This window comes from Microcoleus sp. w2-18bC1 (assembly GCF_036700365.1).
Taxonomy (GTDB): Bacteria; Cyanobacteriota; Cyanobacteriia; order Cyanobacteriales; family Microcoleaceae; genus Microcoleus.
Map to the genome: position 1 here is coordinate 32124 of NZ_JAUBOS010000010.1, position 25824 is coordinate 57947.

The following is a 25824-nucleotide window of genomic DNA, read 5'->3' on the forward strand; positions in this document are numbered from 1 at the left end:
AATTTAACCGCCCGCGTCTAACATAACAAGCTGTGTCTGAAACGGAGGTACTCGTGAGCAACTCATCTAATAAATCCCCAGAATTCTTTGAAGAAGACGGAGAAAATGCCAACTTATTATGGCAATACGTGCAGTCAATGGCTCCCGACACAGTTTCTCAGTTGTCTAAGCCGACTTCTCACGAAGTGTTTCAAGTAATGGAGCGAAATATTGTTGGACTATTGGGGAATTTGCCTTCGGAACACTTCGGGGTGACAGTGACTACCAGTCGCGAACATTTGGGTAGATTGCTCGCCTCGGCTATGATTAGCGGTTATTTTCTCAAAAATGCCGAACAGCGAATGACTTTTGAAAAGTCCATACAAGCCAGTGAGAGACATGGCTCGGACGATTAGTAGATTCTTAACATTTAAGTGATCCAAGTGTCAAGCCCCCCCTCGCAAGATGGGGGCTTAATATTTTAGATTTTAGATTTTAGATTTTAGATTTTAGAGGGTTGATTTTAGATTAAATAATTGAATAATTATTGATATTATTCTTACATTCCCAATTCCCCATTCCCAATTCCCCATTCCTAATTAATATGTCTCTTCCTCCTGTTGCCCACAAAGTTATCGGCGTTGCTGCAATCTGGAACGATCGCCAACAAATTTTGATTGACAAGCGCCGACAACATGGACTACACGGGGGTTTCTGGGAGTTTCCGGGCGGAAAAATAGAGCCTGGGGAAACAATCGAAGCTTGCATAAAACGGGAAATTATGGAGGAGTTGGGGATTGTCGTAGAAGTTGGCGATCGCCTGATTACAATTGACCACGACTACACTAAATTTACAGTTAGGCTCTACGTGCACCACTGCCGCTACGTCAGTGGGGAACCGCAAACGATCGAATGCGAGGAAATTCGCTGGGTGACACTCGATGAAATTGACCAATTTACTTTTCCCAAAGCAAACGAACAGATTATTGCTGCACTGCGGAAAAGTTGAGCTGTATACCAGAAATAAGAAGCAATAAGCAATCTTCCGCAAGGGTTTTAGGAATTAAAAACGTCCTAACCGTCGGGCGCGGTTGCTGTAATATCAAATTCGGTTGCTACTGACAACTGACAACTGACAACTGACAGCTAAGTTTTATTTTTGGACGGGCAGAGTAAAGTGAAAACAACTGCCTCTATCGGGTACAGAGTCTACCCAAATTTGACCGTAGTGGGCGCGGATGATGCCTTGACACAGAGACAGCCCAATGCCGTAACCGTCTTTTGATTTATCTCGCTGCAACCGAAAGCTGTCTTCAAAAATGCTCGCGCAATCTTCTTCAGGAATTCCCGGCCCGCTGTTGCAAATGCTGACTTGAACTTTGTAAGCGGTGCGGTGGAGAATGGACAGATTAACCGTTCCTTGGTCTGGGGTGTACTTGCTGGCGTTGTCAAGCAGGTTGACTATGACTTGTTTGATGCGATCGGGATCGGCATAAACCAAGGGTAAATCTGCGGGAATGTCTGTTTCTATGTTCAGACTTTTCGCCTGAAATTTGTCTTGAAACTGCAAGATTACATCTTGACAAATCGCCCCCAGTTCGATTCTTTTTGGTTCAATGTGGAGTTGAGCGTTTGTACCCCGGGCTGCTTGCAGGATATCTGTAATCATACGATCGACAATTCGGATTTGGCGGCGGGCTTGTTTCATCAAATGAGCCGCCAGACTCGGTGTCAAACGCGACTTTTCCCCCTCTTTCACCTTCTGACTTGACTCCAAAGTCTCCAAAGCCAAAGATGCGGCAGTCAAGGGATTACGCAAGTCGTGGGCTAGCATCGCAATAATCCGGTCTTTCAACTGCAACTGCTCTTGCAAGTGTTCTTTTTCCTGTTTGAGGCGAAAAACTTCATCAGAAAGCTGCACGAGTTCGGCCGCGCAAGCAACGGAATAGATGGGTTTTGCGTCAGTCAGGGTTTCCGCAATAGCTGCGGCCGACTGCTGCCCAGGTGTGTATTCGTCTACAGAACGCTTCCAGCGGGGCCACCAGTGTTCGAGTTGGGCGATTAAATTGCTGCCGGCGAGAGTTTGTCGCGGATCGGGATGAATTTTGAGCAGCGAGGGAGTGGCTACAAGTTTAAAGTGTTCGGCTAAATCGGGCTGTTCTCCTACGTCGATGATTTGAAGCTCAAAGTCGCACTCTGCCTTCAAATCCTTTAGGGACTTGCGGATGTGTCTGGTCTGTTCCCTGGAAGAGGGACGCTTGTCTACGAACAGCAAAAGCTGTAAAAGCGGTGCGGGATTTACCGGCTGTTCGGGAGAACAGTCAGTGCCGCTGGTGCCGAGTGTTGGATGGACGCTGTTGAGCTTTTCGATCGGGTGAAAATAATTGAGCATTGCCGAGCCGAGTTATTTCACTTCTACTTTAATTTAATACTTACTTTAGATTTATGCTATTGTCCGATAATTTCATTACAGGCGGGCAGATGATATTTTTGAGATGGAAGAAAAATGAGTCGCTGCGGGTGGTGGTTCAAGTGGCGGTCGCCTTTTTTGTGCTGTGCCTGTTGCTGACGCTGCACCGCTACTACAGCTTTTACGCTACTTACGACCAAGGAATTTTCAATCAACTTTTTTGGAACGGCACTCGGGGTCACTTGTTTGAGAGTTCCCTCTCTTCGGCTTTGTCCACTAATGTGGTTCACCAAAATCAGCTCCCGGAAGTATCTTACTACCGGTTGGGGCAGCATTTCACCCCGGCGCTAATGCTGTGGCTGCCAATTTACTCGCTGTTTCCCTCGCCCGTCACTTTGACTGTGTTGCAGGTGACTTTAATTACCGCGGCTGGAGGAGTGCTCTATGCTCTCGCCAGACACTATCTGGAACCAAAGCTGTCGGCGACAATTGTTGTGAGCTATTACTGCGCTAACGCGGTCATCGGCCCGACTTTGGGCAATTTTCACGATATTTGTCAAATGCCGCTGTATGTCTTTGGCTTGCTGCTGGCGATGGAGAAGCGCTGGTGGCCGTTGTTTGGGATTCTGGCAACTTTAATTTTGGCCGTGCGAGAAGATGGGGGAGTTGTTTTATTTGGCGTCGGAGTGTACATGATTTTGAGCCGGCGCTACCCTCGGACTGGTTTGGCTGTCTGCATACTCAGTTTTGGTTATATGATCGTTCTGACCAATCTGATTATGCCTTTATTTTCTGCTGACATATCCCAGCGGTTTATGATGGAGCGCTTCGGCCAATATGCCGATGGAGATGAAGCTTCTACTCTAGAAATTATTTGGGGAATGGTGAGCAATCCCTGGCGGTTGGTGGCTCAGTTATTTACGCCGTTTTTTGGTAAGATTAGATACCTGCTTGGCCAGTGGTTGCCATTAGCTTTGGTTCCTGCTTTCGCGCCTGCGTCTTGGATGATAGCTGGATTTCCGCTGCTGAAGCTATTTTTAGCGAAAGGAGAGTCGGTGCTGGCGATTAATATTCGCTATGCGATGACTGTGGTTCCAGGGCTTTTTTATGGGGCGATTCTGTGGTGGGCCCAGCGTCAAAAGGAAGAAGATAGAATGGTGAAAGAGGAAAGAATGTTTTTGCGTTTTCCTTCTGCTTTATTTCCTCTGCCTTCTTCTTCAAATTTTCGCCGCTTTTGGGGGTTTTGCATCTGTTTGTCGCTATTTTTTACCTTCACTTCTAACCCAAATCGGACTTTTTCTTGGATTTTGCCCGATGCGATCGATCCTTGGGTGCAGGTTCCTCTCGTCAGACAATGGCAGCACGTTTTGCAAGTGCGGCCGCTGTTGGCTCAAATTCCTGCTGATGCTAGCGTGGCAGCGACGAATACTATTGTGCCGATTTTGTCAAGCAGGCGGGAAATTCTCAGGTTTCCGATGTTTGAACTCCGCAATGATGCGGGGAAGGCAGTGAAGATGCAATATGTAATTGCCGATTTGTGGCAGTTGCAGCAGTATCAGGCTGCGTTTCGCGCGGAACGGGGACAGTTGCGGGAGATCGTACCGGCGATCGATCGAATGTCCAAATCAGGAGATTACGGAATTGTTGGCTTTGAAGACGGCGCGATTTTGATGCGTCAGGGTGCGGTTTCTAATTCTGCATCGGTTGCTGCTTGGACCCGTTTTCGCGGCGAATTGGAGCCGATTTTGAAGAAACGGTAAGCGGGTAGACACGATCGCCATTGCTTCCCTCAGTGGCTCAAATCTGGAGGAAACCTGTTTTTTTCAGGTAATGGCGATCGAGCAATTTCATGCAAAAACCAGGTTTAGGCATGATTTTCTGTCTTTGTTGCTGCCAAAAGTCAGGCATTGGGCATCAACTTGCGCTCAACTCAAATTTGAGGCTGATAATTATACAATAAATCTGTTAATCCTAAACATTAAGTTATATAAATTATTTGGAGGGAGAAAGATGAAAATTTTGGTATTGGCATGGGAGTTTCCTCCCAGAATCGTAGGCGGTATCGCCCGCCACGTATCGGAACTATATCCAGAATTGGTGAAGCTGGGGCACGAAATTCACTTAATTACAGTAGAGTTCGGCCACGCGCCGATGTACGAAGTGGTGGAAGGAATACGTGTGCATCGGGTGGTGGTGGGGCACGCCAGGGACTTTTTTCACTGGGTGGCGAACCTCAACCAAAGCATGGGCCACCAAGGCGGGAAACTGATGCTTGAGGAAGGCCCCTTTGATATCATCCACGCTCACGATTGGTTAGTGGGAGATGCGGCGATCGCCCTCAAGCATACCTTTAAAGTACCGCTAATTACCACCATCCACGCCACCGAATACGGGCGCTTCAACGGCATCCACAATGAAGGGCAGCGCTACATTAACGCCAAGGAAAACGACCTCGCTTACAATTCTTGGCGGGTAATTGTTTGCAGTGATTATATGCGGCGGGAAGCCGAACGGGTACTAGCGACTCCGTGGAACAAAATAGAGGTAATTTACAACGGAATTAGACCAGATAAAAAGCCCCGATGGCACGAATTTGACGCGATGAACTTCCGTCGTCAGTTTGCTGCAGACGACGAAAAAATAGTTTATTATGTAGGAAGAATTAGCTACGAAAAAGGTATTTCTGTATTTCTAAATGCAGCACCTAAAGTAATTTGGGAAATGGGGGGTAAAGCGAAAATAGTAATTGTTGGCGGCGGCAATACAGACCATCTAAAACAGTTAGCTTGGCATTTAGGAATTTGGAATAAGTGTTATTTTACTGGGTTCATGTTTGAGGAACATCTCGACAAATTTCAGACGGTGGCTGACTGCGCGGTTTTCCCCAGTCTTTACGAACCTTTTGGGATTGTAGCGTTAGAAAGCTTTGCTGCAAGAGTGCCTGTGGTCGTTTCGGATGCGGGCGGACTTCCAGAGGTGGTGTTGCACACTAAAACTGGCGTTGTTACTGAGGCAAACAATCGGGATTCTTTGGCATGGGGAATTTTGGAGGTATTGAAAAATCCGGGTTACGCACAGTGGTTGGTTGACAATGCTTATCAGGATTTGGAACGCCGGTTTAGTTGGCCGAAGTTGGCAATAGAAACCGAGTGGGTTTATGAACGGGTGGTGGGGGAAAGGGCTGAGGTTGATTGGTAAGAATGCTGACTGTTGACGGTGAGTAGAATATCAAGTTTTTTTGTTGCAAATATTAAGGAATTGTAACACAATGATATATATACACTCGACCTCAGCTTGAGCGCACTCAGAAGATTTAAAGGGAATTAGCATCTTGAATATTTTTAGGGACATCGATCCCCAACCCAGACGCAGCTTGCTGACTTTATTCACCGCAGGGCTGCTATTCTGGTCAAGTTTGGCTTCGCTGCTGCCAACTTTGCCGCTGTACGTTCAATTTGTGGGAGGCACAAAACAGCAAATTGGCTTTGTGATGGGTGCATTTGCGATCGGACTTTTGCTATCGAGGCCACCGTTGGGTAAAATAGCCGACAGCAGGGGGCGAAAACAAGTTTTGCTTCTAGGTGCGTCAGTCGCTGCGATCGCCCCTTTGGGCTACCTGTTAGCTCAATCTATCCCCTTACTGTTACTTATTCGCGTTTTTCACGGCATTAGTATCGCCGCTTTTACTACAGCTTATAGCGCTTTGGTAACAGATTTATCGCCGCCAGGAAAGCGGGGCGAATTAATCGGTAACATGAGCTTGGTGAATCCTATTGGTTTAGCAGTTGGGCCGGCTATTGGCGGATTTGTGCAAGCTTGGGTTGGTTATACTCCTTTGTTTGCGATGTCCGCGGCTTTCGCTGCAATGGCTGTATTTTTTACCTGCAAAATTGCGGAACCTAATTTTGCAGATTTAACAAAATCGGACTCGCTATCTGAGGACAAAAATAGCCAAAAATACTGGAAAATGCTCTGGAATCCGAGAGTGCGGATTCCGGCTTTAGTGTTATTGGTAGTTGGTTTAGTATTTGGAACTTTGAGCACTTTTATGCCTTTGTTTATCCAAGAAACCAAGGCTAATTTGAATCCTGGATTATTTTATTCTACCGCGGCTATCGCCAGTTTCGGTATACGGTTAATCACGGGACGGGCTTCGGACAAATACGGTCGCGGCTTGTTTATTTCTGGCGGCTTAATCTGTTATGCCGTATCGATGTTATTGTTGTATTTTGCTAACAACAGCAGTGCTTTTTTAATAGCAGCTTTGGTTGAAGGTTGCGCCGGCGGTACTGTTTTACCGATGATGGTAACGCTGATGTCGGACAGGTGCGAACCTCATGAAAGGGGTCGCTTATTTTCGTTGTGTATTGGCGGATTTGATTTAGGAATTGCGATTGCTGGCCCGACTTTAGGCTTTGTTGCTGAACAAGTTGGCTACAGAAATATGTTTGGTTTTGCTGCTGGCCTTGCTGGCTTGGCTTTGCTGGTTTTTATTACTCAGTCTAGCAAGGGCTTGTCTAATTCGATGAAGTTTGCGATCGGTCGAGGCAAAGATATTTATGCTTTGAATCAGTAAACGTACCAAATTAAAAAAGTTATGAGTTTTAAGTGGTGAGTTGGATTAATTTCTTAATTCAAAACTCAAAACTCAAAATTCATAACTTTTAGTAGTGGGCTTGGAGGGATTCGAACCCCCGACCTCATGGTTCGTAGCCATGCACTCTATCCAACTAAGCTACAAGCCCCTGTTGAGTTAAGATTTAATCTAAAGTTGATTAAGTTCTTTTCTCACAGAATCTAACATTAACACCATTACCAAAATAATGCAAGACCTTTCGCAAACTTTTTCTAAATTGCCCGATGCGGCACAGCTAACTCACCTCAACAACAGCGGGGAAGCCCAAATGGTGGACGTTTCAGCGAAGGTGCCCACTGTGCGGCAAGCTGTGGCTGCTGGCCGGGTGCGGATGCTGCCGGAGACGTTTGCGGCGATTGAAGCGGGGAATGCGCCGAAAGGTGATGTGTTGGGCACTGCAAGGCTGGCTGGAATTATGGCGGCGAAACAGACTGCACATTTGATTCCTCTGTGTCACCCTCTGCCGCTGAGTAGCGTGGAGGTGGAGGTGATGCCGGATGCTAAGTTGCCGGGGTATCAAATTCGGGCGACGGTGAAAATTAAGGCGGAAACTGGGGTGGAAATGGAGGCGCTGACGGCGGTTTCGGTGGCGGCGCTGACTTTGTATGATATGGCGAAAGGGTTGGAAAAGTCGATCGCCATTGAGTCGATTCGCCTGGTGAGTAAAAGTGGCGGCAAGTCTGGAGACTATGAAAATGTAGAGGCATAAGTTTCCTGCCGAAAGAGGGATGCAGCATTCAAAAAGCTGCACTTATGATTAAAATAGGCACTGAACTACTAATATCAAGTGAAAAACTATGCCTCCTCGTTGGCCCCGCAAACCCGATCGCAATGATCCAGAGTACCGTCGCTTAGATGACCGGATGAATTTTGCTATCCACGTCGGTCTTTTTTCTGCTACCAATTCTGGTTTGTGGTTTGTTCACAATTTGCAAAAGGCTGATTGGCCTTGGGCAATTTCGGTAACGGGTGGATGGGCTCTAGTAGTTTTGGCCCACGCGATTTACCATTTTGCGATCGCCGATTATTCGCCCCTCACCAAAGATTCTGGCTGAAGGCAGTTGGCGACGATTTGTTAAGTCTTTCGATTGATAACAAATAACTTTCGGCTTTTTTGATATGGCTAATACTACACAGGCGATCGAATCCTTAGCAGCCGAAATCGGCGAAAATGTGTACATTGATATTGCCAAGTGGCATTTGTATCTCAATGATGCTCACCTGCATACCGTTGTTGCCCAACAACTTTATTCGATGCTGGAAGATGGCGATTTAGATGCTGACAAAGTTGGACAAGTTTTGCAAGGAATTCCAGTCAAGTTGGGCGGCGGCAAGCGGGAAGTGCCACTGGCAGATTTAATTCCGATGCAGTGTCAAGTTCAATTGATGGATGTTCTTGAGGAATTTCAGCGGAAGATGTAAAGAAAAGGGCGGGTTTTGTAAGGAGATTGTGGGCGTTGTGTCTGGTATTTCGCCCTTAACCCGCCCCGACAATTTTATTTGCGAAAACGTCCCCGAATGCGATCGACAAACATATCAACTTCCGGCAACTTCATTTGACTGACAAACAGGGCAAAAACCCCTAACCCTACAAAACTTGCCACACTCAACTGCACTAATTGAATTACCAAACCTTCAGTACCCAAAACTCTTTGACAGCCTTGCAGAGTAGCCAAGGTAACGAAAGCAGTTAGACAACTGCCAGAAGTTAACCCCAGAAAAGGTAAACTCCACTGCCCCCAAGGCAGACCACCCAGCTTTTTATCTAAAAAGTACAAAAGCATAATCATCGAAATAAGATTCACTCCCACCGTCGCCAAAACTAATCCGGGCGCGCCAAAGGCTCCTACCAACAAATAATCCAAAAGAGCGTTTAAAAAGATATTGATAATACTGATGCGAAAAGGCGTTTCTCCGTCTCCCAAAGCGTAAAATACCCGTACCACAACGTCGCGTCCTAAGTACACAAACATTCCAATACTGTAAGCCATCAATATCGGCGTGACAAACTCCGAGGCTGACCGATCAAAAGCATAGCGTTCGTAAACCACGCGGACGATCGGCCCGGCAAGTGTTACCATTAAAGCGCTCAGGGGCAGCATCGTCAGGGCCGTCAAAATTAAAGATTGACGAATTCGATCTTTTAATTCCGGCCAATCTCTCGGATCGGTGAGGCGAGAAAATATGGGTAGAAATGGCACTAAAATTACATTAGAAATAATGCCTAAAGGCGTCATAACTAACAAGCCACTGTAACCCAAAGCAGAGGCAGCTTGAGGGATGTAGGATGCGAAAAATAGGTCAGTATAAACATTAATTTGTAGCATTCCTGATGATAAGGTCGCAGGAACCATCACCTTAATTACTTCTTGCACTCCCGGTCGTTTAAAATTAAACCGCAAGCGCAATGTTCCCAAGCCGGCGCGCCACTGCGCCGCTAGTTGCACTAACCACTGCAAAACTGCGCCCGCTAAAGTTCCCCAAGCTAACACTAAGCCGCCAATTAGTGCGTATTCTGGCTGAATAATTTTGTTTCCGAGTTGCAGTGCGAGAATCCCTAAACCGCTGACAAGTGCAACGCTAGAAAATAAAGGACTAATCGAAGGCAACCAGTACATATCGGCAGCGTTGAGAGTGCCGAAACCAATGCCGATTAAGCCTGAAAGTAACGCCATCGGCGCCATAATCCGAAATTGCTGGACGGCAATTGCTTTGATTTGTAAACCTTCTGCTGTCCTATTTAATCCCGGTGCCACCAAATCGATCGCCGGATCTGCAAAAATAATTAAAGCGACTGTTACCAACAGCAATATGCCCCCGACTAAGGTGGTGATAGTCTCGACTAAGGGTGCTGCTTCTTTTTTATCCCGGCGAGCTAAAACACTGACTATGGCGCTGTGAAATGGCCCATTAATCCCTCCCAGCAAAATAAATAAGAAACCAGGGATGACGTAGGCGTAGTTGTAGGCATCGACGGCGACACCGACTCCAAAGGCTGCGGCGATCGCAATTTGGCGCACCAATCCAAAGACTTTGCTAATTAGAGTGGCGACTGCGACAATGCCGGCAATCCCTGCGAGGGAACGAGAGGGCTTCTGTAATTGGGACACAAATGGTTACAAACGCTAGTGCTAAAAGGATTCACTTATTTTAATCGCGAATCGGGAGAATCATATCATGAACTCATAAAACTTCTAGGGGGAATTGCGCTGATACCAATTTTATCGATATTACTGACTTGCGGCAATTCAATAATCGATCGGGACTATGCGTCCTAACTACAAACCGCCGTTTCGTGCTATGATGCGTCAATCTAAAATCTACAATATACAATCTACTCTCTAAAAATGATGAAACAAATGAGTTGATCAAAGCAGATAAATAACATAATAGTTGATAACGTATGATCGATTGTGTTAGCTCCCAGACTTATTTAAAAAGTGCGAACCCAGGTATTCGGTTATAGGTATAATCTACAATCTTCAATCGAGAATCTAAAATCTAAAATCTAAAATCTAAAATCTAAAATCTAAAATCGAATGACTGGCTTAATTTACAAATATCCTCCTCTTTTACCCGGAATTCTCATTAAACGTTACAAGCGATTTTTTGCAGAAATTGAACTAGATTCGGGAGAAATAATCACCGCGCACTGTCCGAATACTGGCCCGATGACTGGTGTTTACATTCCGGGCAATCCAGTGCTAGTATCTCCCAGCGACAATCCCAAACGCAAGTTAGCTTATACTTGGGAATTAATTAAAGTTTGCGACACTGTGCCAACTTGGGTGGGAGTTAATACTGGGCTGCCAAATCGAGTAGTTAAATTAGCTTTGGAATTGAAATTGTTTCCAGAGTTTGGCAATTACAGTTTAATTCAACCGGAGGTTGTTTACGGCACTGATAAAAAAAGTAGAGTGGATTTTTGGCTAACTGGTGAGGAAAAACCGATTTTTCTGGAAGTGAAAAATACAACTTGGGTAAAAGAGGAGTTAGCTTTATTTCCCGATACAGTGACGGAGAGGGGACAAAAGCATTTGAGAGAATTGATAGAAGTGGTGCGGCAGGGTTCGAGGGCTGTAATGCTGTATTTTATTAATCGCGGGGATTGTACGGATTTTGCTCCGGGGGATAGTGCCGATCGCCTTTACGGAGAATTGTTCAGACAGGCGATTAGTGAAGGTGTAGAGATTTTGCCCTGTCGCTTTGATGTGACACCGGAAGGCATTCGCTATTTGGGGTTAGCAAAACTCGATCTACTAACCCCTAAATGATTGATTAGTTTAAATTGCCTGCATTTCTCGATCGATTTCGACACTAGCCACGCCCGGTACGCTCTTTAGTCCTTCTAGCTTCGATTGAGAAACTTCTCCAGTAATGATGCCAGTAACAGTTAGCACCTGCTCCACTTTCATTCCCGCCGATTCTAAGGCAGTGACAACCGATTGAATTACCGATATGTTTTGGTCGTCAACAGTCACTATGATGCGCTGTACTTGTTCGTCAGACATATTTAGCATCCTTTGGAGCAAATCCATTGCGGTATTGTAAATTGTCTTCTGTTAAATCCCCGCAGCACTTTAAGCCTGCGGAGATTTGGATATTCTTCATTACGGAGCTTCTACTAAGCCACTTCCGACACGAGTACATGGTAATGGTAGTGCCATAGCATAGGCAGTCAGCAATTGCCAAAGTTCAGCACCTCGTTTACCAGTCGATTCGGCATACAGGGCCGCGATGCCCGCTACGTGAGGTGTAGCCATGCTAGTGCCATTGTAAGCAGCATAACGCCCTTTATTCATAGGCACTGATGAGTATACTTTCACTCCTGGAGCGGCGATATCAACTTTAGTTCCTTGAATTAGCTCAGAGGTAGCCGAGAAGTCAGCCACTTGGACGCAGTTATCGATCGCTGCAACAGCCATAATCGACGGGCTATTGGCTGGTTGTCCGACGGTTCCTCCGGTTCGTCCGTTATTGCCTGCGGCTGCCACGATCAGACACCCATTTTGCAGTGCTCGGCGGCCGACAGTTTCGTAAGCAGTAGACGGTGTTCGAGTGGTGTTTCCTAAAGACATCGAGATCACTTGACACCCATTAACGATCGCCCATTCCATCCCAGCCAGAATCCAGGCACCAGCGCCACTACCGGCATTGCTCAACACTTTACCGACATAAATGGTCGATTTGTGAGCGATCCCGTACCTGCGGCCGTTAAGATCCTTGAACCCGCAGGCTGTCCCGATGCAGTGGGTACCATGACTGTTGCCATCTTGTACGTCCTCCCCTGGTACGAAAGATTGCGATACGATCGATCGACCCGCGAAGTCGGGATGTAATAGATCCATCCCCGTATCCAGCACCGCAACTTTGATTCCATTACCAGTCAACAGAGACTTCATCGCCTTCGTTGCCTTCAGACCCCAAGTAAACTCGGTATCATCAGCAAAACATTCTTGTTTCTGGATGTCTGCTACCTCTGTATTAGTGGCTTTCTCGTACAGGTTATCCACCGCATCGCGATAGCCCCGCAGGTAATCTGCCGACAACCCATCGCCAATCGCGTAGAAGGTGCTCTCCGGCTCGATCGCCAGAATAGCCGAATCCTCTCCCGCTGATGTCATGATGCTGCTTAAACCCCCTTCGTCTAAGGAAACAACGGCAACGCCGAGAGTAGGAAACACCGCTCCCCCTGCTGCTGCAATTTGGCTCAAGTCTAGAGCAGAGTCGGGGAAATCGGCAGCATTTGCCAGTCCTCTGATACCAGTTTGGTCGCTCAGGAGGTCTAATCCTTCTGTCACTGCATCTTCGCGGAAAGTAATAATGTAACGCCCTGTTGTTTCATCGGCTTGGGCAGTTTCTGGGATGGGAAAACTCGGTTGTTCAGACATAAAATACCTCTAATTCAGTGTTAGATAATGCGTTGAGTTGGCAAAGAGATTTATGGAATTCCCAGGCTGTGACTTGTCAAGAAACAGCCCTGTATTTCATCCATGCTTCTAAGGGTTGAATACGAAATAGTCAGCATAGAGCCGAATCAGGCTGTGTTCCCACTCGATGTTGACCCAAATCTTGACTACACCATTTTGTGGGGAAACGTTATGGAGAGTATATCGAGCCTCACCGATCTTCTTTCCAGCCGTGGTATTTGGAGAAACACCTTCGCCGAGCGCAACGAAGACGAGAGAGTTGGGTGTGATTAAGCCCCAATTGAGAGGCAAGATGTGCTGTCCTTTCTTGAATCCCCAGTCATGGCGATAAGCGTAGCCATTACCAAACAATATTGCGGGCGAAGCTCCATCTTGAGGCGCGCCCAGTTGACGAACCTCTTCAAGGTTAGCCTCTTGGCTTTCCTGAATTGTGGGAAGCTCTAGCTGAGAATTCGATACAAAAATTTCTGTGGTAGAAGACATAGTTTGTTTCCTTGTTATTTAACATTAAGGGCAAGTTGTTTCTCGCTATATGCCGAAGCTGAATAACTGCTTTCTATCTCATAATCATCCAAATTTATTTGGCAAGCAATACGACGATCCGCGTATATGATTATGAAGATATTGCAACAACTTACGTAACTGTTACGATTCCTATTAGACTTCTCCAGAAAAGGCAGTCTTGAACAGGCATCCTGCCTGTTCCACAATGATTATTGGAGAGGTATACTTGGATAGATTTGTCAAGTTAAATTTAGAATAAAAATTTAACTTGACAACGCCACTGAGATTTATGCTGTCAAATTCAGCGTAAAATTGTCGTAACTGTTAATATCAAGCAACCGGAAGCCTACATTAGTTGCCTGCGTGCTGCTTGTCCACTCACACCAGTCAAATGCTTGTGGAGGGACAGGTCTTACGTAAGGCCCTGACCAATTTGCTCCGTTATCAGCCTCGGCATAGTAGCAGTAGTAGCGATTCAGACTACGCAAACTACCCCCATATACCACTTTGCATTCGCCAGGATTGAGCCGCCACCAACCTTTTTTTGCCCAATTTCCACCATCTGGGCAGTTGGGACGATAGTACATAATAGCTACCCAAACACCAGATGTATATTTGTTGCAAATTGTGAGCATATTCCACCTCTTACAATAAGTAATTGCCAATGAATACGGTTCTATGTCCCTGTGTTGGAACGGGTAAATTCAGGTAAAACTTCTTTGTTTTCCACAGAGAACATCGATAATGCACGTAGTGTGTGAAGAAATGTTTGATTTTCTATGCCCGGTTTAGCATCAGATTGACCTTCGCGAGCTACCGAATCTTGTTTCATTGCACCGACATCAACAAAATCGACTGTTGCATCTTCTTGGCTTTTTTGAGGTAAAACTTCTTTGTTTTCCACAGAGAACATCGATGATGCGCGTAGCGTGTGAAGCAAGGTTTCATTTTCGATGCCTGGTTTAGCATCAGATTGACCTTCGCGAGCTGCCGAATCCTGTTTCTGAACACCGACATCGACAAAATCGACCGTTGCATCTACATTATTGGTTTCCATTTTTACCTCCGTAGTGGATTTTTGTTGGGCATAGTTTACAGACTCCGTATAGCGTTTTATCTCATATTCCTCAAAATAAACTTTGAGAGCAATACGACGATCCGCGTATAGAATTATGAAGATATTGCAACAACTTACGCAACCGTTAAGTTGTTCTAATTAAACGTAAGACGCGATCGCACTTTAGATTCCCGACTTCTTAAAGAAGTCGGGATCTGGGTATTCTGTTTTTTTAGGAGGGCTTACTTATCAAATGAGGTGCGTTCGGTAACGCACCCTACGACAGAAGATGCTTTAATTAGTCAACTGGATACACTTGAATGATGAGATGATGTCATTCGGGATGTTGGCAGACTCAACCCAGCGGTAGTAGCCGGGACCAAGCACCCAGCTTGCTCCCTCGTAGTGCGAATGCTGGAAGAACTGCCATACTCCAGAGGCAATAACAATGGAAGAGATTCTATCATTCCACCAGTCGCCAACATAGTACCAATTGAGATTAGTGCGTGCGTTCGCCCCTCCAAAGTCAATATGGTCGTAAATAACGATTTCGGGGAGGCGACTAGCGGTTATGGCACTCACTGACGCGGAACGTTTGACTCCCTTGACCAGTTGCATATCACCAATCTTAGACTCCAGATCGACAATGCACCCGTTAAGAGTGGTCAGGTTATGAGGTAGAACAAGCTTTTCCATAGTATCCATGGCAAAATCCTTAATTTAGGTTTGAGTTGTTGTCAATTAGACACCTCCGCCAAACAGCAACTACAGTTAGGCTGTTGGCTTTGTGTATGCTCTAATTCTCTTCAACATAAACTTGGGGAACAATACGACGATCTGCGTATAGGATTATGAAGATATTGCAACAAATTTCCCGTTAAACAACCCCAATTTTTCCATAGCCACCATCACAGCAGCAGTCCGAGTTTGTACGCTTAGTTTCCCGTAAAGATGCTCCAGATGTTTTCGCACTGTTCCTTCACTGCAACCGAGCACTTTAGCGATTCCTGCATTGCTTTTATCTTTGGCAATCCAGAATAAAACCTCCGCCTCGCGTTTGGTGAGTCCTAGCGATTCCAGGGTCGAAATAGAGAATGATTGCAGTTCTTCTTCCTCCAACAGCAAGAGATGTTGCTGGTTGATGGGATCTGGAATCAGACGGACGATCAACTGTATTCCTGCTTGCTGAATGTACAATGGTAAACAGCTAGATGGAATATCGCCGGTGAAGGTGAGTCGCGATATCTGTTGGTTGAACCAATGTTGTAATAGTTCTGGCAATGAGTGCGGGGCGCGGGATAAAAAATACTGGTTCAACAGTTGTTCGGCGCGTTGAGTCATGAATTGCACCTGCCCTGCAATCTCCACAACTATCGCCCCTACCCGATCCAAGATTTGCTTAACTAATACCTTAATGAAATTATCTGACTCTGTGTTAGTGCGATCGCCTAAAACTTCGAGAGTATAATTTTGGTAGCAATTTTCGTAACTTTTGGCCTCAGCTTTTGCTGCTGGGAATTTATCAATACCTTCAGATGTCAACATAACTGCGCGCTGACGTTTTGGTGTCTGTGAATTCATGGGAAATATCTCCATTGGCATACAGGGTGAGAATGACGAAACCAGATACCCTTGCGGTGGGGGTATCTAGCTCATTTCACTCTTGTTCAGGTCTACAACTGTAGAAATGCACTCTGAATTTTTTTGACAGTCCCTGATTTAAATTGCTTTTCTTAAGTAATCACTAACAATAACAGTCACTAGCTGTTAGTTACCAGTCGCATAATCGAGTGACTTGCAGAAATTTTATTTTTGTGTTAATCCAAGTAGAGGCTATTGTAGAGATTAGTGGCGAAAAAGAAAGTGACAGTCAATCGATTTTAGATTTTAGATTTTAGATTTTAGATTGAAGAAAGCGACCCCAGGGATTTATCCGGGGGCTTGTACACTGGTTGTTTTCGGTCAGGACAAAATTTTACTATTAAATTCGCCAAAGATAAATTTATACAGGGGAGACGATCGCACTTATGGAAAAAATGCGATCGCTGCCAACACCTAGCCCTGTAAAAAAAACCTAGCTGTTTCTTAATCTGGAAGGCAAACCAGCCTAATCGGCCAATAGCAAGGGCAACAATATTGCTAGGTTATGGCGCTGCTTCGAGAATGCTGAGTGCGTTGATGCAGGTTGCTTTTCCAAACCTGATTTGACTGGTGAATCGGCCAACTTGAAGATAGGTAAAAATGCCGTGCGTACCAGTATAGCAAATCGCCCTAAGAAGGGCGCGGTGAATTACGTCATGAAATATACTAATTGGTGATAGTAAAGTTGGTTAAACATCAGCGAGCATCCTGGCTTTTCTGAGAATAAATGTAAGTACGGTTTCTTGTCGAGAAATAATGTCTGCTGTAACTTCCATTCCGGCTTGAATATGATACTGACAGCACTGTTGATCAGCAGATTGACTAATAGCCCGATCGCGCTTGACTAAATAAGTTCTTTGGGGTATAACAGTCACTTCATAGTAAGGCGGACTGTTATTTTCACCAGCAATGGCATCGGGTGCGATCGCGCTAACTTTCGCTTCTAGTACCCCGTAGTCGGGATAGGGATAGGCAGAAATCCGCAGGATAGATGTTTGACCGATCGCAATTTTACCAATATCAGGAGCGGCGACGCGAGCTTTGACGACAATCGCAGCATTAGCGGGAGCAATTTGAGCGATTGCCGCACCGAGTTGTGCCGTTTGTCCGGGATTTCGCAGATTCAGTTTGAGAATGGTGCCGTCTACGGGAGAACGAACGACACTTTTTGCAAGTTCGGTATCAATTTGTTTGAGCTCTTGGCGATCGCGATTGATTTGATTTTCGATGTCAGCGCGATTCTGAATCGAAACTAATTGTTCTTTTTTCAACGCTGCCAAAGCTGCTTCACCCTTGGCTTTTTCTTGAGCAATTCGCTGTTGGGCGATCGCCACGGGTGCACCACTGGGATTCAAGGCAGCTTCAACAACTTTCAATTTAGCTGCGGACACTTCAACAGCTTGTTGCTGTCTGTCAACGGTTTTTCTTTGGCTTTCAACTGCTTTTTTTTGCGCTTCTACGGCGGCTTTTTGCCCTGCTACGGCTTGTTCTTGCTGCTGGGCGGCAAGTTTCGTCTCCTCCAATAAATCCAGCGAAATAGCGCCTGTTTCTTGGATTGACTGATAGCGATCGCGCTTAGAAACGGCTGCTTTTAAATTTGCCTCGGCAGCCTTTAAATTTGCTGCGGCTGTTTGCAAGGAAGCCTGTTCTTTTTGCAATTCCGGCAGCGATTTTTCCCATTCCGACTGAGCTAATTGTAAATTAGCTTTGGCCGCTTCAACTTCAGCCAGCGAGGTAATTTGCCGTTCTCCATAGTCCCGCTGGCTGCGGCTTAAATCAGCTTGGGCAGAGGCAACTGCGCCTTCCATGGCCTGGGTTTCCGCTGCTAGGCGATCGTCTAAAGCGCTAATTTGAGCAGCAATTTGACGCAGTTGCAGTTGGTTTTGCTGGATATTTCCTTGCAGTTGGCTTTGTTTAGTTAAAAGTTGGGAAGAGTCGATCAGGGCGATCGTATCTCCTTGTTTGACAGCCTGATTTTCTTTGACTTGAATGCTTTTAACCGTGCCTGCTGTCGCCGCTTCTACAATGCGAATTTCACCAGCAGGACGGACGGTAGCGGGAACTCGGACGGTAACATTATATTTAGCGACAGCAGCAAGGGCGATCGCACCGCCAAAAGTTGCCAACAAAAATAATCCGCCCGCCGTTATCCAGCGGCTGATGGGCGGCAAGAATTCATCGGGTTTCGCAGTACGGAGAAAGTCAAAAGAAGAGTCATTAGTCATCAGTCATTAGTCATTAGTCAGTTGGCAGTGGTTATTTGTTATATGCAGGGCGATCGCTCTGTTATACCATATAACGTTTTGCGGGGGCGGGTTTTACCAACAATATTTGGCTAAAATCCAGAATCTAGTGAACCCGCCCCCGCCCAATTACCAGTTACCAAATTAAATGTTTCTGCAACATTTTTTAACTCCTTTAACTAAAGGGATTGGGGAATAATAGCAGAGTGCGGATATTAGCAGACAGAGCTGATAATCCTGTTTGGTTTGAGGTTTTGGAGCGCATACCGCGTTTTTTATTGGGTTCGGTACTCACAATTGGCCGAACATCCGAAAGTTGACTAACGCTGGTAACTTGACCGCCTGCGATTAAATTGGCTTCCGGATCTGAAATATCCTGAAGTTCGCGATCGCTCAGCCAAAGACTCTAATTAAGCATTTCCAAGCCTCCTGTTACAATTACTATTGTTTTGCCTTGTTGGCTTGATTAAGAAAAGAAGGGAGAGCGATCGCATATACAGTCGCTAACTCAGCCGCGAACTCCTCTTGGAGACGCTGTATTTCCCCACCTGATATCGATTCCTGACTCTGTTCGTTTAAATCCATCACTAGCGGATTTAATTTCTGAACATCCAACACTGATTTTGATGAATTTTTAGTTTGGTCTTTGCGAAACATTTTTCCCCTCCCGATTTTTCCAACAGACAAATTATGGGAGATGCCATCGCACAAATAAGATACTGGCATTCAAGAGCGATCACTCAGAGCAGTAATGTTCCCCTAATTTTTCCTTCCGCTTGCACAATTGAGCTTTCAGACAGACTACTTCTATGGAAAGTGAAAGAGGATGGAGCCTGTGAGGTGCTTGGTCGAACGACATCGGAGAATCCAATACTCCAAGCTAAGCAACCCTCAGCCCCACCAGAAAGCTTTTCGGCTTGTTGGTCATCTAATTCTTACCAAAGTTCTCGAATTTCCATCATCAAATCCTCCATTTTGCTTCAAACTTAACGATCGGTTTTCTGTCTAACCTAACAGTGTCAGATGCCGCTCTTGAATGTCTTGCACATTGTTGCTGTTTTTGCATGTTCTTGTTACGAATCGAGCGATCGGCATTTCTTCAACAAGACTTACGCAAAAAAACCGGTTTTTGAGAAAAATTGTGCATTACTAGCGAGAGATATTGACAGAGAAACCGGGTCTTTGATTCCGCGTGGGTAAGTCCTGTTCCAATCATGAGAGTAGGAATACTCCGAATTCCGTAGTGACTGGCTAGACTGCCAGTTCCAGTTACTTGTTCTACATCTCTTGCTGTCAATTGGGGGCGAATTCTATCCTCACCAGTGTAACCTCCTGATAGTAATTTCTCATTTTCTTCGCCTAACTCAACAACAAGTGCTTGCGCGGCTACAAAATCCAAGGCAGACGGCACTGAATTATTTGTTTTGTGTTTTTGAAACATCTTTCAACTCCTTGGATTGTTGTAAAAATATGAGCCTCGGAGGGCGGGTTTACCACATGGTGTTCGACATATAGGGTTGGTAAAACCCGGTTCTACAAAGTCGTTACCATCCGGTGAATTCAAGAAGTAGTATGGTTGCTAAAATCTGACGATCGTAATGTCAATCCCTACTTCACATTTACCCGGTACTTGGCACTTAGCCCATCCCTTCACTCTTCCCCCACCGCCTATTTGAGCAGCTACCTCATCACCGATTTCTTTCCATAAAGCTTGATTTGGATCGTTTGGTATGGTTTGCGATTTTTTAGGCTGCATTGCTTTCATCAGATTTAATCCTGTAGGTTAATTCATCAAGATGAGAGTGTAGGGCGAGAAATACCCACCCTACAAATAGGTAAACTCCACCCAATTAACAGGTGCAAGTTTGACGCTCATAGTCGTAATAGCATCGTATCCATAGTCCGTTGTGTTTCATCCAACCATTTTCTCCGCCAGAATATTGGCTGGCTATGTCATCATTGAGTTCGACCCATAGAGCTGGGTTTTGTGTGGTTTGCGATTTCTTAGGCTGCATTGCTTTCATCAGATTTACTTCTGTACGTTAGTTAAAGTCTGATATTTCTTGCTCCCCAAGGAGAGCAGGATTCTCGCTTGTCTACCTTTGATGATGGCAAACGCCGCATTACCTGTATTGCACAGTCTTGCGGTTTTTGCACATTCTTGCTATGAATTGAGCAAAGTCTTGGGAGTCACTCCTGTCAAGCGTTTGAAGTGGCGATTGAGATGACTTTGATGAGAAAAGCCGCAGGCGATCGCAATTTCCGACAAACTCATATTTCCCTGCAACAGCAATTGTTTTGCCCGTTCTACCCGCTGTTGAATCACGTATTGGTGCGGACTGATACCAACAGATTGTTTGAAAGCGCGGGAAAAGTGGTAGGGACTGAGTTGGGCGATCGCCGCCAGTTCATCTACACTGAATTGCCGTTCTAAATAATCGTTGATATAGTCTTGAACCCACCTCAATTTGTGCGGACACATTGCCCATTTGCCGTTGATTTTACGCTCCCCTTGCGTCGAATAATGCCGCAATAAATGTACGGCAAGTGCGTTCGCCATTGTCTCTGCATAAAGCCGGCTGCCCCCGCCATCTGATTGCGCTTCTGCCTTGAGTGCCAGTCCAATTTGCTGGATTAAGGGATCTTGAAATGGCATCGGCCACAATAACTCAACTTGCTCGGTATTGAATAACTCCAGTGCGCTGCGAACTATGAATTCGCGATCGAGATTGAGAGAGAGTAAATTCATTTCACTATGCCACCGGAGTTCGTGAGATAAATTAAAGGGACAAAGACCCAGCGCACCGGGAAATACTTGCTTGGTTTCCCACTTGCCGTCAATCTTTCGTTCCATCTGGAAACTCTGTCCGAGGTTGATGCCTATCGAGTAAGAACCGATCGCATATTGAGGGGTTTCAAACGGAGGCTGGCGGTGGTATTCTAAACTGATGCCAGTCCAAATTGCGCGATCGTTCTTGATGATTGGCAACTGAGGAAATATCTGGGGAAAGTGTTTTTTTTGATTTGAATCGACAAAAAGAACTTTACTTTCAGACATGATTTTCTGTCCCCCGCTACAAAACTATCTTTCTGTTTAATAATAGTTAGGACTTACGTAAAAACAGCGTTGCAACACTATTGATGGCGGTAAGGTGCGGTGTGTTTCGCCCTACAGAGAGAGTTCATGCGTAAGTCCTAATTGGGCAACTTTACGGTTTATTTAATTTTACGTTTGATAGGGCGATAGGCGACTAAAATCTCTGAATATACATAGAACTGAAACGCTAGTCAAGAGCCTGCAGGGTGCCTCACCCTACTCCCGAAAAGAGTTTTTGGAGATGTCTAATCATCAAGCGTTCTAGGCGCAAAAGACCCAGAAAAACGAAAAATCAACAGAGGAAATAAGCCTGTAAGCTTCTAACTTGTTATGAAATATCCGATCGTTCTCCAACACAGCGAAGAAGACTGCGGCGCCGCGTGTCTGGCTACCGTTGCCAAATCCTGCGGGCGCACGTTGGCCATCAACCGCGTCCGCGAAGCCGTCGGTACCGGACAATTGGGCACAACGCTGCTGGGATTGCGCCGCGGGGCAGAAGCTTTGGGATTTAACGCCCGTTCCGTCACGATTTGTCGCTAGAATGCCTGCGCGAACAAGTCGTGCTCGTGCCGCAGGAAGCTCACTTTTGGAGCCGATCGATTGTCGAGAATTTCCGCTTTTGTTACCCTAGCGCGACTTTAGAACAAATAGTAAAAGCTTGCCAAATTGCCGGTGCCGACGATTTTGTCAGCGGACTTCCCGACACGTATCAGACTGTTTTGGGCGAGTTTGGCGCGAATCTTTCTGGCGGACAAAGGCAAAGATTGGCGATCGCCCGCGCCCTTGTCACCGACCCGCCCGTCTTGATTTTAGATGAATCTACAGGAGCCCTCGATCCCGCAACTGAAACTGAAGTGCTCGATCGATTATTAGCCGATCGTCAGGGCAAAACGACAATTTTAATCAGCCACCGTCCCCGAGTCATTCAGCGGGCTGATGTGATTGTACTGCTCGATCGGGGTGAACTCAAACTAACTGGAACTCCCGAAGAGTTGAGCCAAATTCCAGGAGAACATTTAAATTTTTTATATCCATAATTATAGCATCCGACTTCGCGTCTTCGCGGTTCGTTATAACACCCAAGCGTGATCGGCAATCGGGTCTGGTAAAACTATCATTTAATTAAGAGCGATCGCCTCTTAATTTTGACGACCAACAATCCCAATCCTGCAACAATCATGGCAGCAATGGTGCTGGGTTCTGCCACTGCTCCGGCAATCATGAAAGAATTGCTCCCCAAAGCGCGAGATCCCTGAGAACTGCTATAGACGAGCCGCCAAATGTTGGCAACATCACTGCGATTGCCTCTTATAGTTCAATCGGTAAATAATGGAACTTCCAGCACAAATCCAGGTAAAACATCTTCTCCAGAAAGTTGTGTTGGTAAAGAGCGAACCTCTTTTGGTTGTCCCTGTCGATAAATTTCTACCTGCTGATTTTGTGGATTAAACAACCAACCCAACCGCACCCCACTTTGTAGGTATTCCATCATTTTATCTTGCAAGGTTTGCAGATTGTCCGATCGCGATTCCCTACGGGATAGCTTCGCTTCACGCAGTTCAATGACAAAATCCGGCGCTATGGGGGGAAATTTCTGTCGTTGTTCAGGAGTGAGTGCTCCCCAGCGAGACAATTCCACCCATGCTACATCAGGAGAGCGAGATCCTCCACCGGGCAATTTGAATAGCGTGGAAGAACTAAACACCTTACCTAGTTGGGTTTGGCGATTCCAAATATAAACCTCACCGCCGAGATCCATCTCGCGACTACCGCTATCGCCGCCAACTGGAGACATAACAATTAATCTTCCTTCAGCATCGCGCTCGATCGTCAATTCAGGATTGCTGAGACAGAGTTGATAAAACTGCTCATCGGTAAATTGAACGCGATCGAGATTAACTTTTAGGGGTAACGTCAGCAAGGTCATAGTCCTTACTCCCGATTTTTGAGACCTGATAATTTCAATTTTAATAGAATGTTTCGCTTACAATACACTTGTAGCATCTAATAAAAAACAGCGATCGCACTATGGGAATGACTCTGACCGAAAAAATATTAGCCAAAGCATCAGGCCGCACTAAAGTCGAGCCCGGAGAAAATATCTGGGTAGAAACAGACGTGTTGATGACCCACGATGTCTGCGGGCCCGGCACCATCGGCGTTTTCAAACGCGAATTCGGTGAGAATGCTAAAGTCTGGAACCCAGACAAAATCGTCCTCATTCCCGACCACTACATTTTCACCAACGACGAACGCGCTAACCGCAACGTCGATATTCTCCGCGATTTTGCCGCCGAACAAGGGATAAAATACTTTTACGACATCACGGATCGATCGGACTTCAAAGCAAATCCCGACTACAAAGGAGTTTGCCACATCGCGCTAGCACAAGAAGGCCACACCAGACCGGGCGAAGTGCTGTTCGGCACCGATTCCCACACCTGCAATGCCGGCGCTTTCGGACAATTTGCCACCGGTATCGGCAATACAGACGCGGCTTTTATCATGGGAACCGGCAAACTGTTAATCAAAGTTCCCGCAACCATGCGCTTTGTGTTCAACGGTGAACTGCCGGATTATTTGTTAGCAAAAGACCTAATTTTGCAGATTATTGGTGATATTAGCGTAGCCGGTGCTAACTACCGGACGATGGAATTTGCGGGCGATACAGTTGAGCGTTTGACGATGGAAGAACGGATGACGCTGTGCAATATGGTGATTGAAGCTGGTGGTAAAAACGGCACGGTTGCGCCCGACAAAACTACGTTTGATTACGTTACTTCGCGGACTGACAAACCCTTCGATTCATTTTACAGCGATGGGGATGCTAAATTTTATAGCGATCGCACCTACGATGTCAGCAAATTAGAACCAGTCGTCGCCAAACCCCACTCTCCCGACAACCGCGACTTAGCCCGCAACTGCCGCGATGTCAAGATCGATCGAGTTTACATCGGTTCCTGCACCGGTGGCAAAACCTCCGACTTCCTGAATGCCGCCCGCATTCTCAAAGGAAATCAAGTCAAAGTTCCGACTTATTTAGTACCAGCAACTCAGAAAGTTTACGAAGATTTGTTTGTCACAAAATACGATGGTCAAACGCTTTCGGAAATCTTCTTAGCTGCCGGTTGCATCGAACCTGCTGCCCCTTCTTGCGCCGCTTGTTTGGGCGGCCCGAAAGATACTTTTGGGCGGATGAATGAACCCGAAATTTGTGTATCTACAACTAACCGCAATTTCCCCGGCCGGATGGGAAATAAAGAAGCGCAAGTTTATCTAGCTTCGCCTTACACGGCCGCCGCTTCGGCGCTGACTGGGCACGTCACAGATCCGCGCGAATTCCTATAAGGTAGGGGCAATCCCCCCGTGGTTGCGCCCATATCGGGGGTAGGCACTCTTGGCACTACCCCTACAAATCTGTATGAATGATGTAGACGCGATAACTAGAATAAAATCAAAATAACTATCTATATCAAATGTGAAAAATTATGGTGACTCATCAGATATTACGCAAGATGTCTGCCGCATTTCTCCTGTTAGCGGTTGCCCTATCATGCAGCTCAACTACGGCAATAACTCAAGCAGAAAAGGTTGAAGAAAAGCCAAAATTGCAGGTTGGTTACGGCGATTTGATATTTGACTATGAATCAGAATATATGATGATTCCCGTTACTTTATCTGGCGATGAAAAACAAGCGGGATTTCCCACTGTCTCACCAATATACGATCCTTATGAAGAGTCTAAGGGTAGCGGAATAGTTGGTTATAATATGATTTTTTATAACAAAAGTAGCGGAGAGTCTAATATTTTATTAAACAGAAGAGCGTTAATCTCCAAATTTGAATATTTGTTAGGTAAACAAGAACCAGAAAATCCAAGCCAGGGAAATGTACAAACAAATCAACCAAAGCAAAATCGCTCCAACAAAGCATCCAGCAAGCCTCAGAATCAGTTGCTGTTATTTCACATCATAGATAGCGATACAAATGCTGATGGCAAACTTGACAGGGCGGACGCAATTATTGGATATTTATCTAACTTGGGAGGCAAATCGCTTCAGGCAATAACTCCGCCCGATACCCAGTTAATGAGTTGGGTATTTGATGAAAAGAGCGGCGGAATTTTTCTCACTATTAGAAAAGACTCGGATGGCGATCGGAAGTTTACCGAAAAAGACGGTATTGATTTTGTCCGAGTGAATGTCAGCCAACCCAATGTTGGCAAAGAGATAATCGACGGTAAAACTCGGCAAAAATTGCAAAAAATTCTTATTAATTAAGAGTAAAGATAAGGTGCATTACCTAGTTTAAGTGACAGGAGATTTGC

28 protein-coding genes, 1 tRNA gene and 1 pseudogene are annotated in these 25824 nt (G+C 45.8%); 13 read left to right on the forward strand and 17 right to left on the reverse strand.

The genetic code is table 11. The features are described 5' to 3' along the window. Positions 1-53 precede the first annotated feature (53 nt). Positions 54-395 carry a DUF760 domain-containing protein gene (locus QT979_RS08805; RefSeq protein WP_172187001.1) on the forward strand — a complete coding sequence of 114 codons (342 nt, stop codon included), beginning with the start codon at positions 54-56 and terminating at the stop codon, positions 393-395. A gap of 188 nt (positions 396-583) precedes the next feature. Continuing rightward, positions 584-988 (forward strand): 8-oxo-dGTP diphosphatase MutT, encoded by a 405-nt coding sequence (mutT, locus tag QT979_RS08810; RefSeq protein WP_333309285.1) that lies wholly within the window; start codon positions 584-586, stop codon positions 986-988. A gap of 144 nt (positions 989-1132) precedes the next feature. Here mutT and QT979_RS08815 read toward each other — a convergent pair whose 3' ends face one another. Further along, the gene (locus QT979_RS08815) at positions 1133-2371 is read right to left on the reverse strand and encodes a histidine kinase (protein ID WP_333057358.1); all 1239 of its coding nucleotides are present in this window, start codon (positions 2369-2371) and stop codon (positions 1133-1135) included. A 53-nt stretch (positions 2372-2424) separates the two neighbouring features. On the opposite strand from QT979_RS08815, the gene QT979_RS08820 reads away from it, so the two are divergent. The 3 genes from QT979_RS08820 (at position 2425) to QT979_RS08830 (ending at position 6965) form a co-directional block, all read left to right on the forward strand. After that, positions 2425-4149, forward strand: coding sequence for a DUF2079 domain-containing protein (locus tag QT979_RS08820; RefSeq protein WP_445304766.1), 1725 nt, complete (start codon positions 2425-2427; stop codon positions 4147-4149). 250 nt (positions 4150-4399) lie between these two features. Beyond that, entirely contained in the window at positions 4400-5587 is a 1188-nt protein-coding gene (locus QT979_RS08825; protein WP_333309289.1) for a glycosyltransferase family 4 protein, read from the forward strand. Between the two features lie 133 nt (positions 5588-5720). Further along, positions 5721-6965: an MFS transporter gene (locus QT979_RS08830; protein WP_333309292.1), complete on the forward strand. Its 1245-nt coding sequence runs from the start codon at positions 5721-5723 to the stop codon at positions 6963-6965. Positions 6966-7060: 95 nt separating this feature from the next. Here QT979_RS08830 and QT979_RS08835 read toward each other — a convergent pair. Continuing rightward, a tRNA-Arg gene (locus QT979_RS08835) sits at positions 7061-7134 on the reverse strand. A gap of 78 nt (positions 7135-7212) precedes the next feature. Between QT979_RS08835 and moaC the strand changes: the two genes are divergently transcribed. The 3 genes from moaC (at position 7213) to QT979_RS08850 (ending at position 8447) form a co-directional block, all read left to right on the forward strand. Beyond that, positions 7213-7734, forward strand: coding sequence for a cyclic pyranopterin monophosphate synthase MoaC (moaC, locus tag QT979_RS08840; RefSeq protein WP_333309294.1), 522 nt, complete (start codon positions 7213-7215; stop codon positions 7732-7734). An 88-nt stretch (positions 7735-7822) separates the two neighbouring features. After that, positions 7823-8080 carry a 2TM domain-containing protein gene (locus QT979_RS08845; protein WP_006633890.1) on the forward strand — a complete coding sequence of 86 codons (258 nt, stop codon included), beginning with the start codon at positions 7823-7825 and terminating at the stop codon, positions 8078-8080. Between the two features lie 64 nt (positions 8081-8144). After that, positions 8145-8447, forward strand: a complete 303-nt coding sequence (locus tag QT979_RS08850; protein ID WP_333057367.1) for a DUF3181 family protein — start codon at positions 8145-8147, stop codon at positions 8445-8447. Between the two features lie 74 nt (positions 8448-8521). Here QT979_RS08850 and murJ read toward each other — a convergent pair whose 3' ends face one another. Next, positions 8522-10135, reverse strand: a complete 1614-nt coding sequence (murJ, locus tag QT979_RS08855) for a murein biosynthesis integral membrane protein MurJ (RefSeq protein WP_333309296.1) — start codon at positions 10133-10135, stop codon at positions 8522-8524. A gap of 429 nt (positions 10136-10564) precedes the next feature. On the opposite strand from murJ, the gene sfsA reads away from it, so the two are divergent. After that, a complete protein-coding gene (sfsA, locus tag QT979_RS08860) occupies positions 10565-11299 on the forward strand; it encodes a DNA/RNA nuclease SfsA (RefSeq protein ID WP_333309298.1) in 735 nt (244 codons plus the stop codon). 9 nt (positions 11300-11308) lie between these two features. On the opposite strand, the gene QT979_RS08865 is transcribed toward sfsA, so the two are convergent. The 12 genes from QT979_RS08865 to QT979_RS08920 form a co-directional block, all read right to left on the reverse strand. Further along, complete coding sequence (locus tag QT979_RS08865) at positions 11309-11536, reverse strand: hypothetical protein (RefSeq protein ID WP_333214879.1); 228 nt, start codon at positions 11534-11536, stop codon at positions 11309-11311. 99 nt (positions 11537-11635) lie between these two features. Further along, the gene (locus QT979_RS08870; RefSeq protein ID WP_333309300.1) at positions 11636-12916 is read right to left on the reverse strand and encodes a S8 family serine peptidase; all 1281 of its coding nucleotides are present in this window, start codon (positions 12914-12916) and stop codon (positions 11636-11638) included. A gap of 108 nt (positions 12917-13024) precedes the next feature. Next, positions 13025-13438 carry a hypothetical protein gene (locus tag QT979_RS08875; protein WP_333309302.1) on the reverse strand — a complete coding sequence of 138 codons (414 nt, stop codon included), beginning with the start codon at positions 13436-13438 and terminating at the stop codon, positions 13025-13027. A 308-nt stretch (positions 13439-13746) separates the two neighbouring features. Beyond that, entirely contained in the window at positions 13747-14094 is a 348-nt protein-coding gene (locus QT979_RS08880; RefSeq protein WP_333097360.1) for a DUF1036 domain-containing protein, read from the reverse strand. A gap of 41 nt (positions 14095-14135) precedes the next feature. After that, a complete protein-coding gene (locus QT979_RS08885; protein ID WP_333309304.1) occupies positions 14136-14516 on the reverse strand; it encodes a hypothetical protein in 381 nt (126 codons plus the stop codon). 294 nt (positions 14517-14810) lie between these two features. Continuing rightward, positions 14811-15221, reverse strand: coding sequence for a beta/gamma crystallin-related protein (locus QT979_RS08890; protein WP_333210210.1), 411 nt, complete (start codon positions 15219-15221; stop codon positions 14811-14813). Positions 15222-15365: 144 nt separating this feature from the next. After that, complete coding sequence (locus QT979_RS08895; protein WP_333309306.1) at positions 15366-16097, reverse strand: LuxR C-terminal-related transcriptional regulator; 732 nt, start codon at positions 16095-16097, stop codon at positions 15366-15368. 749 nt (positions 16098-16846) lie between these two features. Continuing rightward, a complete protein-coding gene (locus QT979_RS08900) occupies positions 16847-18382 on the reverse strand; it encodes an HlyD family efflux transporter periplasmic adaptor subunit (RefSeq protein ID WP_333309308.1) in 1536 nt (511 codons plus the stop codon). Positions 18383-18841: 459 nt separating this feature from the next. Continuing rightward, positions 18842-19057 (reverse strand): hypothetical protein, encoded by a 216-nt coding sequence (locus QT979_RS08905; protein ID WP_333210216.1) that lies wholly within the window; start codon positions 19055-19057, stop codon positions 18842-18844. Between the two features lie 442 nt (positions 19058-19499). Then, a complete protein-coding gene (locus QT979_RS08910) occupies positions 19500-19841 on the reverse strand; it encodes a hypothetical protein (protein WP_333210218.1) in 342 nt (113 codons plus the stop codon). Positions 19842-19979: 138 nt separating this feature from the next. Further along, positions 19980-20165, reverse strand: coding sequence for a hypothetical protein (locus QT979_RS08915; RefSeq protein WP_333210219.1), 186 nt, complete (start codon positions 20163-20165; stop codon positions 19980-19982). 399 nt (positions 20166-20564) lie between these two features. Beyond that, positions 20565-21458: an AraC family transcriptional regulator gene (locus QT979_RS08920; protein WP_333309310.1), complete on the reverse strand. Its 894-nt coding sequence runs from the start codon at positions 21456-21458 to the stop codon at positions 20565-20567. 369 nt (positions 21459-21827) lie between these two features. On the opposite strand from QT979_RS08920, the gene QT979_RS29010 reads away from it, so the two are divergent. Next, positions 21828-22037, forward strand: a complete 210-nt coding sequence (locus tag QT979_RS29010) for a cysteine peptidase family C39 domain-containing protein (RefSeq protein WP_445304767.1) — start codon at positions 21828-21830, stop codon at positions 22035-22037. Then, positions 22025-22534 (forward strand): annotated as a pseudogene (locus QT979_RS08925) (ATP-binding cassette domain-containing protein); the annotation flags it as partial. The gene QT979_RS29010 and the pseudogene QT979_RS08925, both read left to right, overlap by 13 nt. A 77-nt stretch (positions 22535-22611) precedes the next feature. Here the strand turns inward: QT979_RS08925 and QT979_RS08930 are convergent. Together QT979_RS08930 and QT979_RS08935 are read right to left on the reverse strand one after the other, a co-directional pair. After that, on the reverse strand, positions 22612-22719 hold the full coding sequence (locus tag QT979_RS08930; protein WP_333210223.1) for a PEP-CTERM sorting domain-containing protein: 108 nt from the start codon (positions 22717-22719) through the stop codon (positions 22612-22614). A gap of 93 nt (positions 22720-22812) precedes the next feature. Further along, positions 22813-23424: a Uma2 family endonuclease gene (locus QT979_RS08935; protein WP_333309312.1), complete on the reverse strand. Its 612-nt coding sequence runs from the start codon at positions 23422-23424 to the stop codon at positions 22813-22815. A 101-nt stretch (positions 23425-23525) separates the two neighbouring features. Here QT979_RS08935 and QT979_RS08940 point away from each other — a divergent pair, with 101 nt between their 5' ends. Both QT979_RS08940 and QT979_RS08945 read left to right on the forward strand, forming a co-directional pair. Beyond that, the gene (locus tag QT979_RS08940; protein WP_333210226.1) at positions 23526-24845 is read left to right on the forward strand and encodes a 3-isopropylmalate dehydratase large subunit; all 1320 of its coding nucleotides are present in this window, start codon (positions 23526-23528) and stop codon (positions 24843-24845) included. Between the two features lie 167 nt (positions 24846-25012). Next, entirely contained in the window at positions 25013-25777 is a 765-nt protein-coding gene (locus QT979_RS08945; protein WP_333309313.1) for a hypothetical protein, read from the forward strand. The last annotated feature ends 47 nt before the right edge of the window (positions 25778-25824 follow it).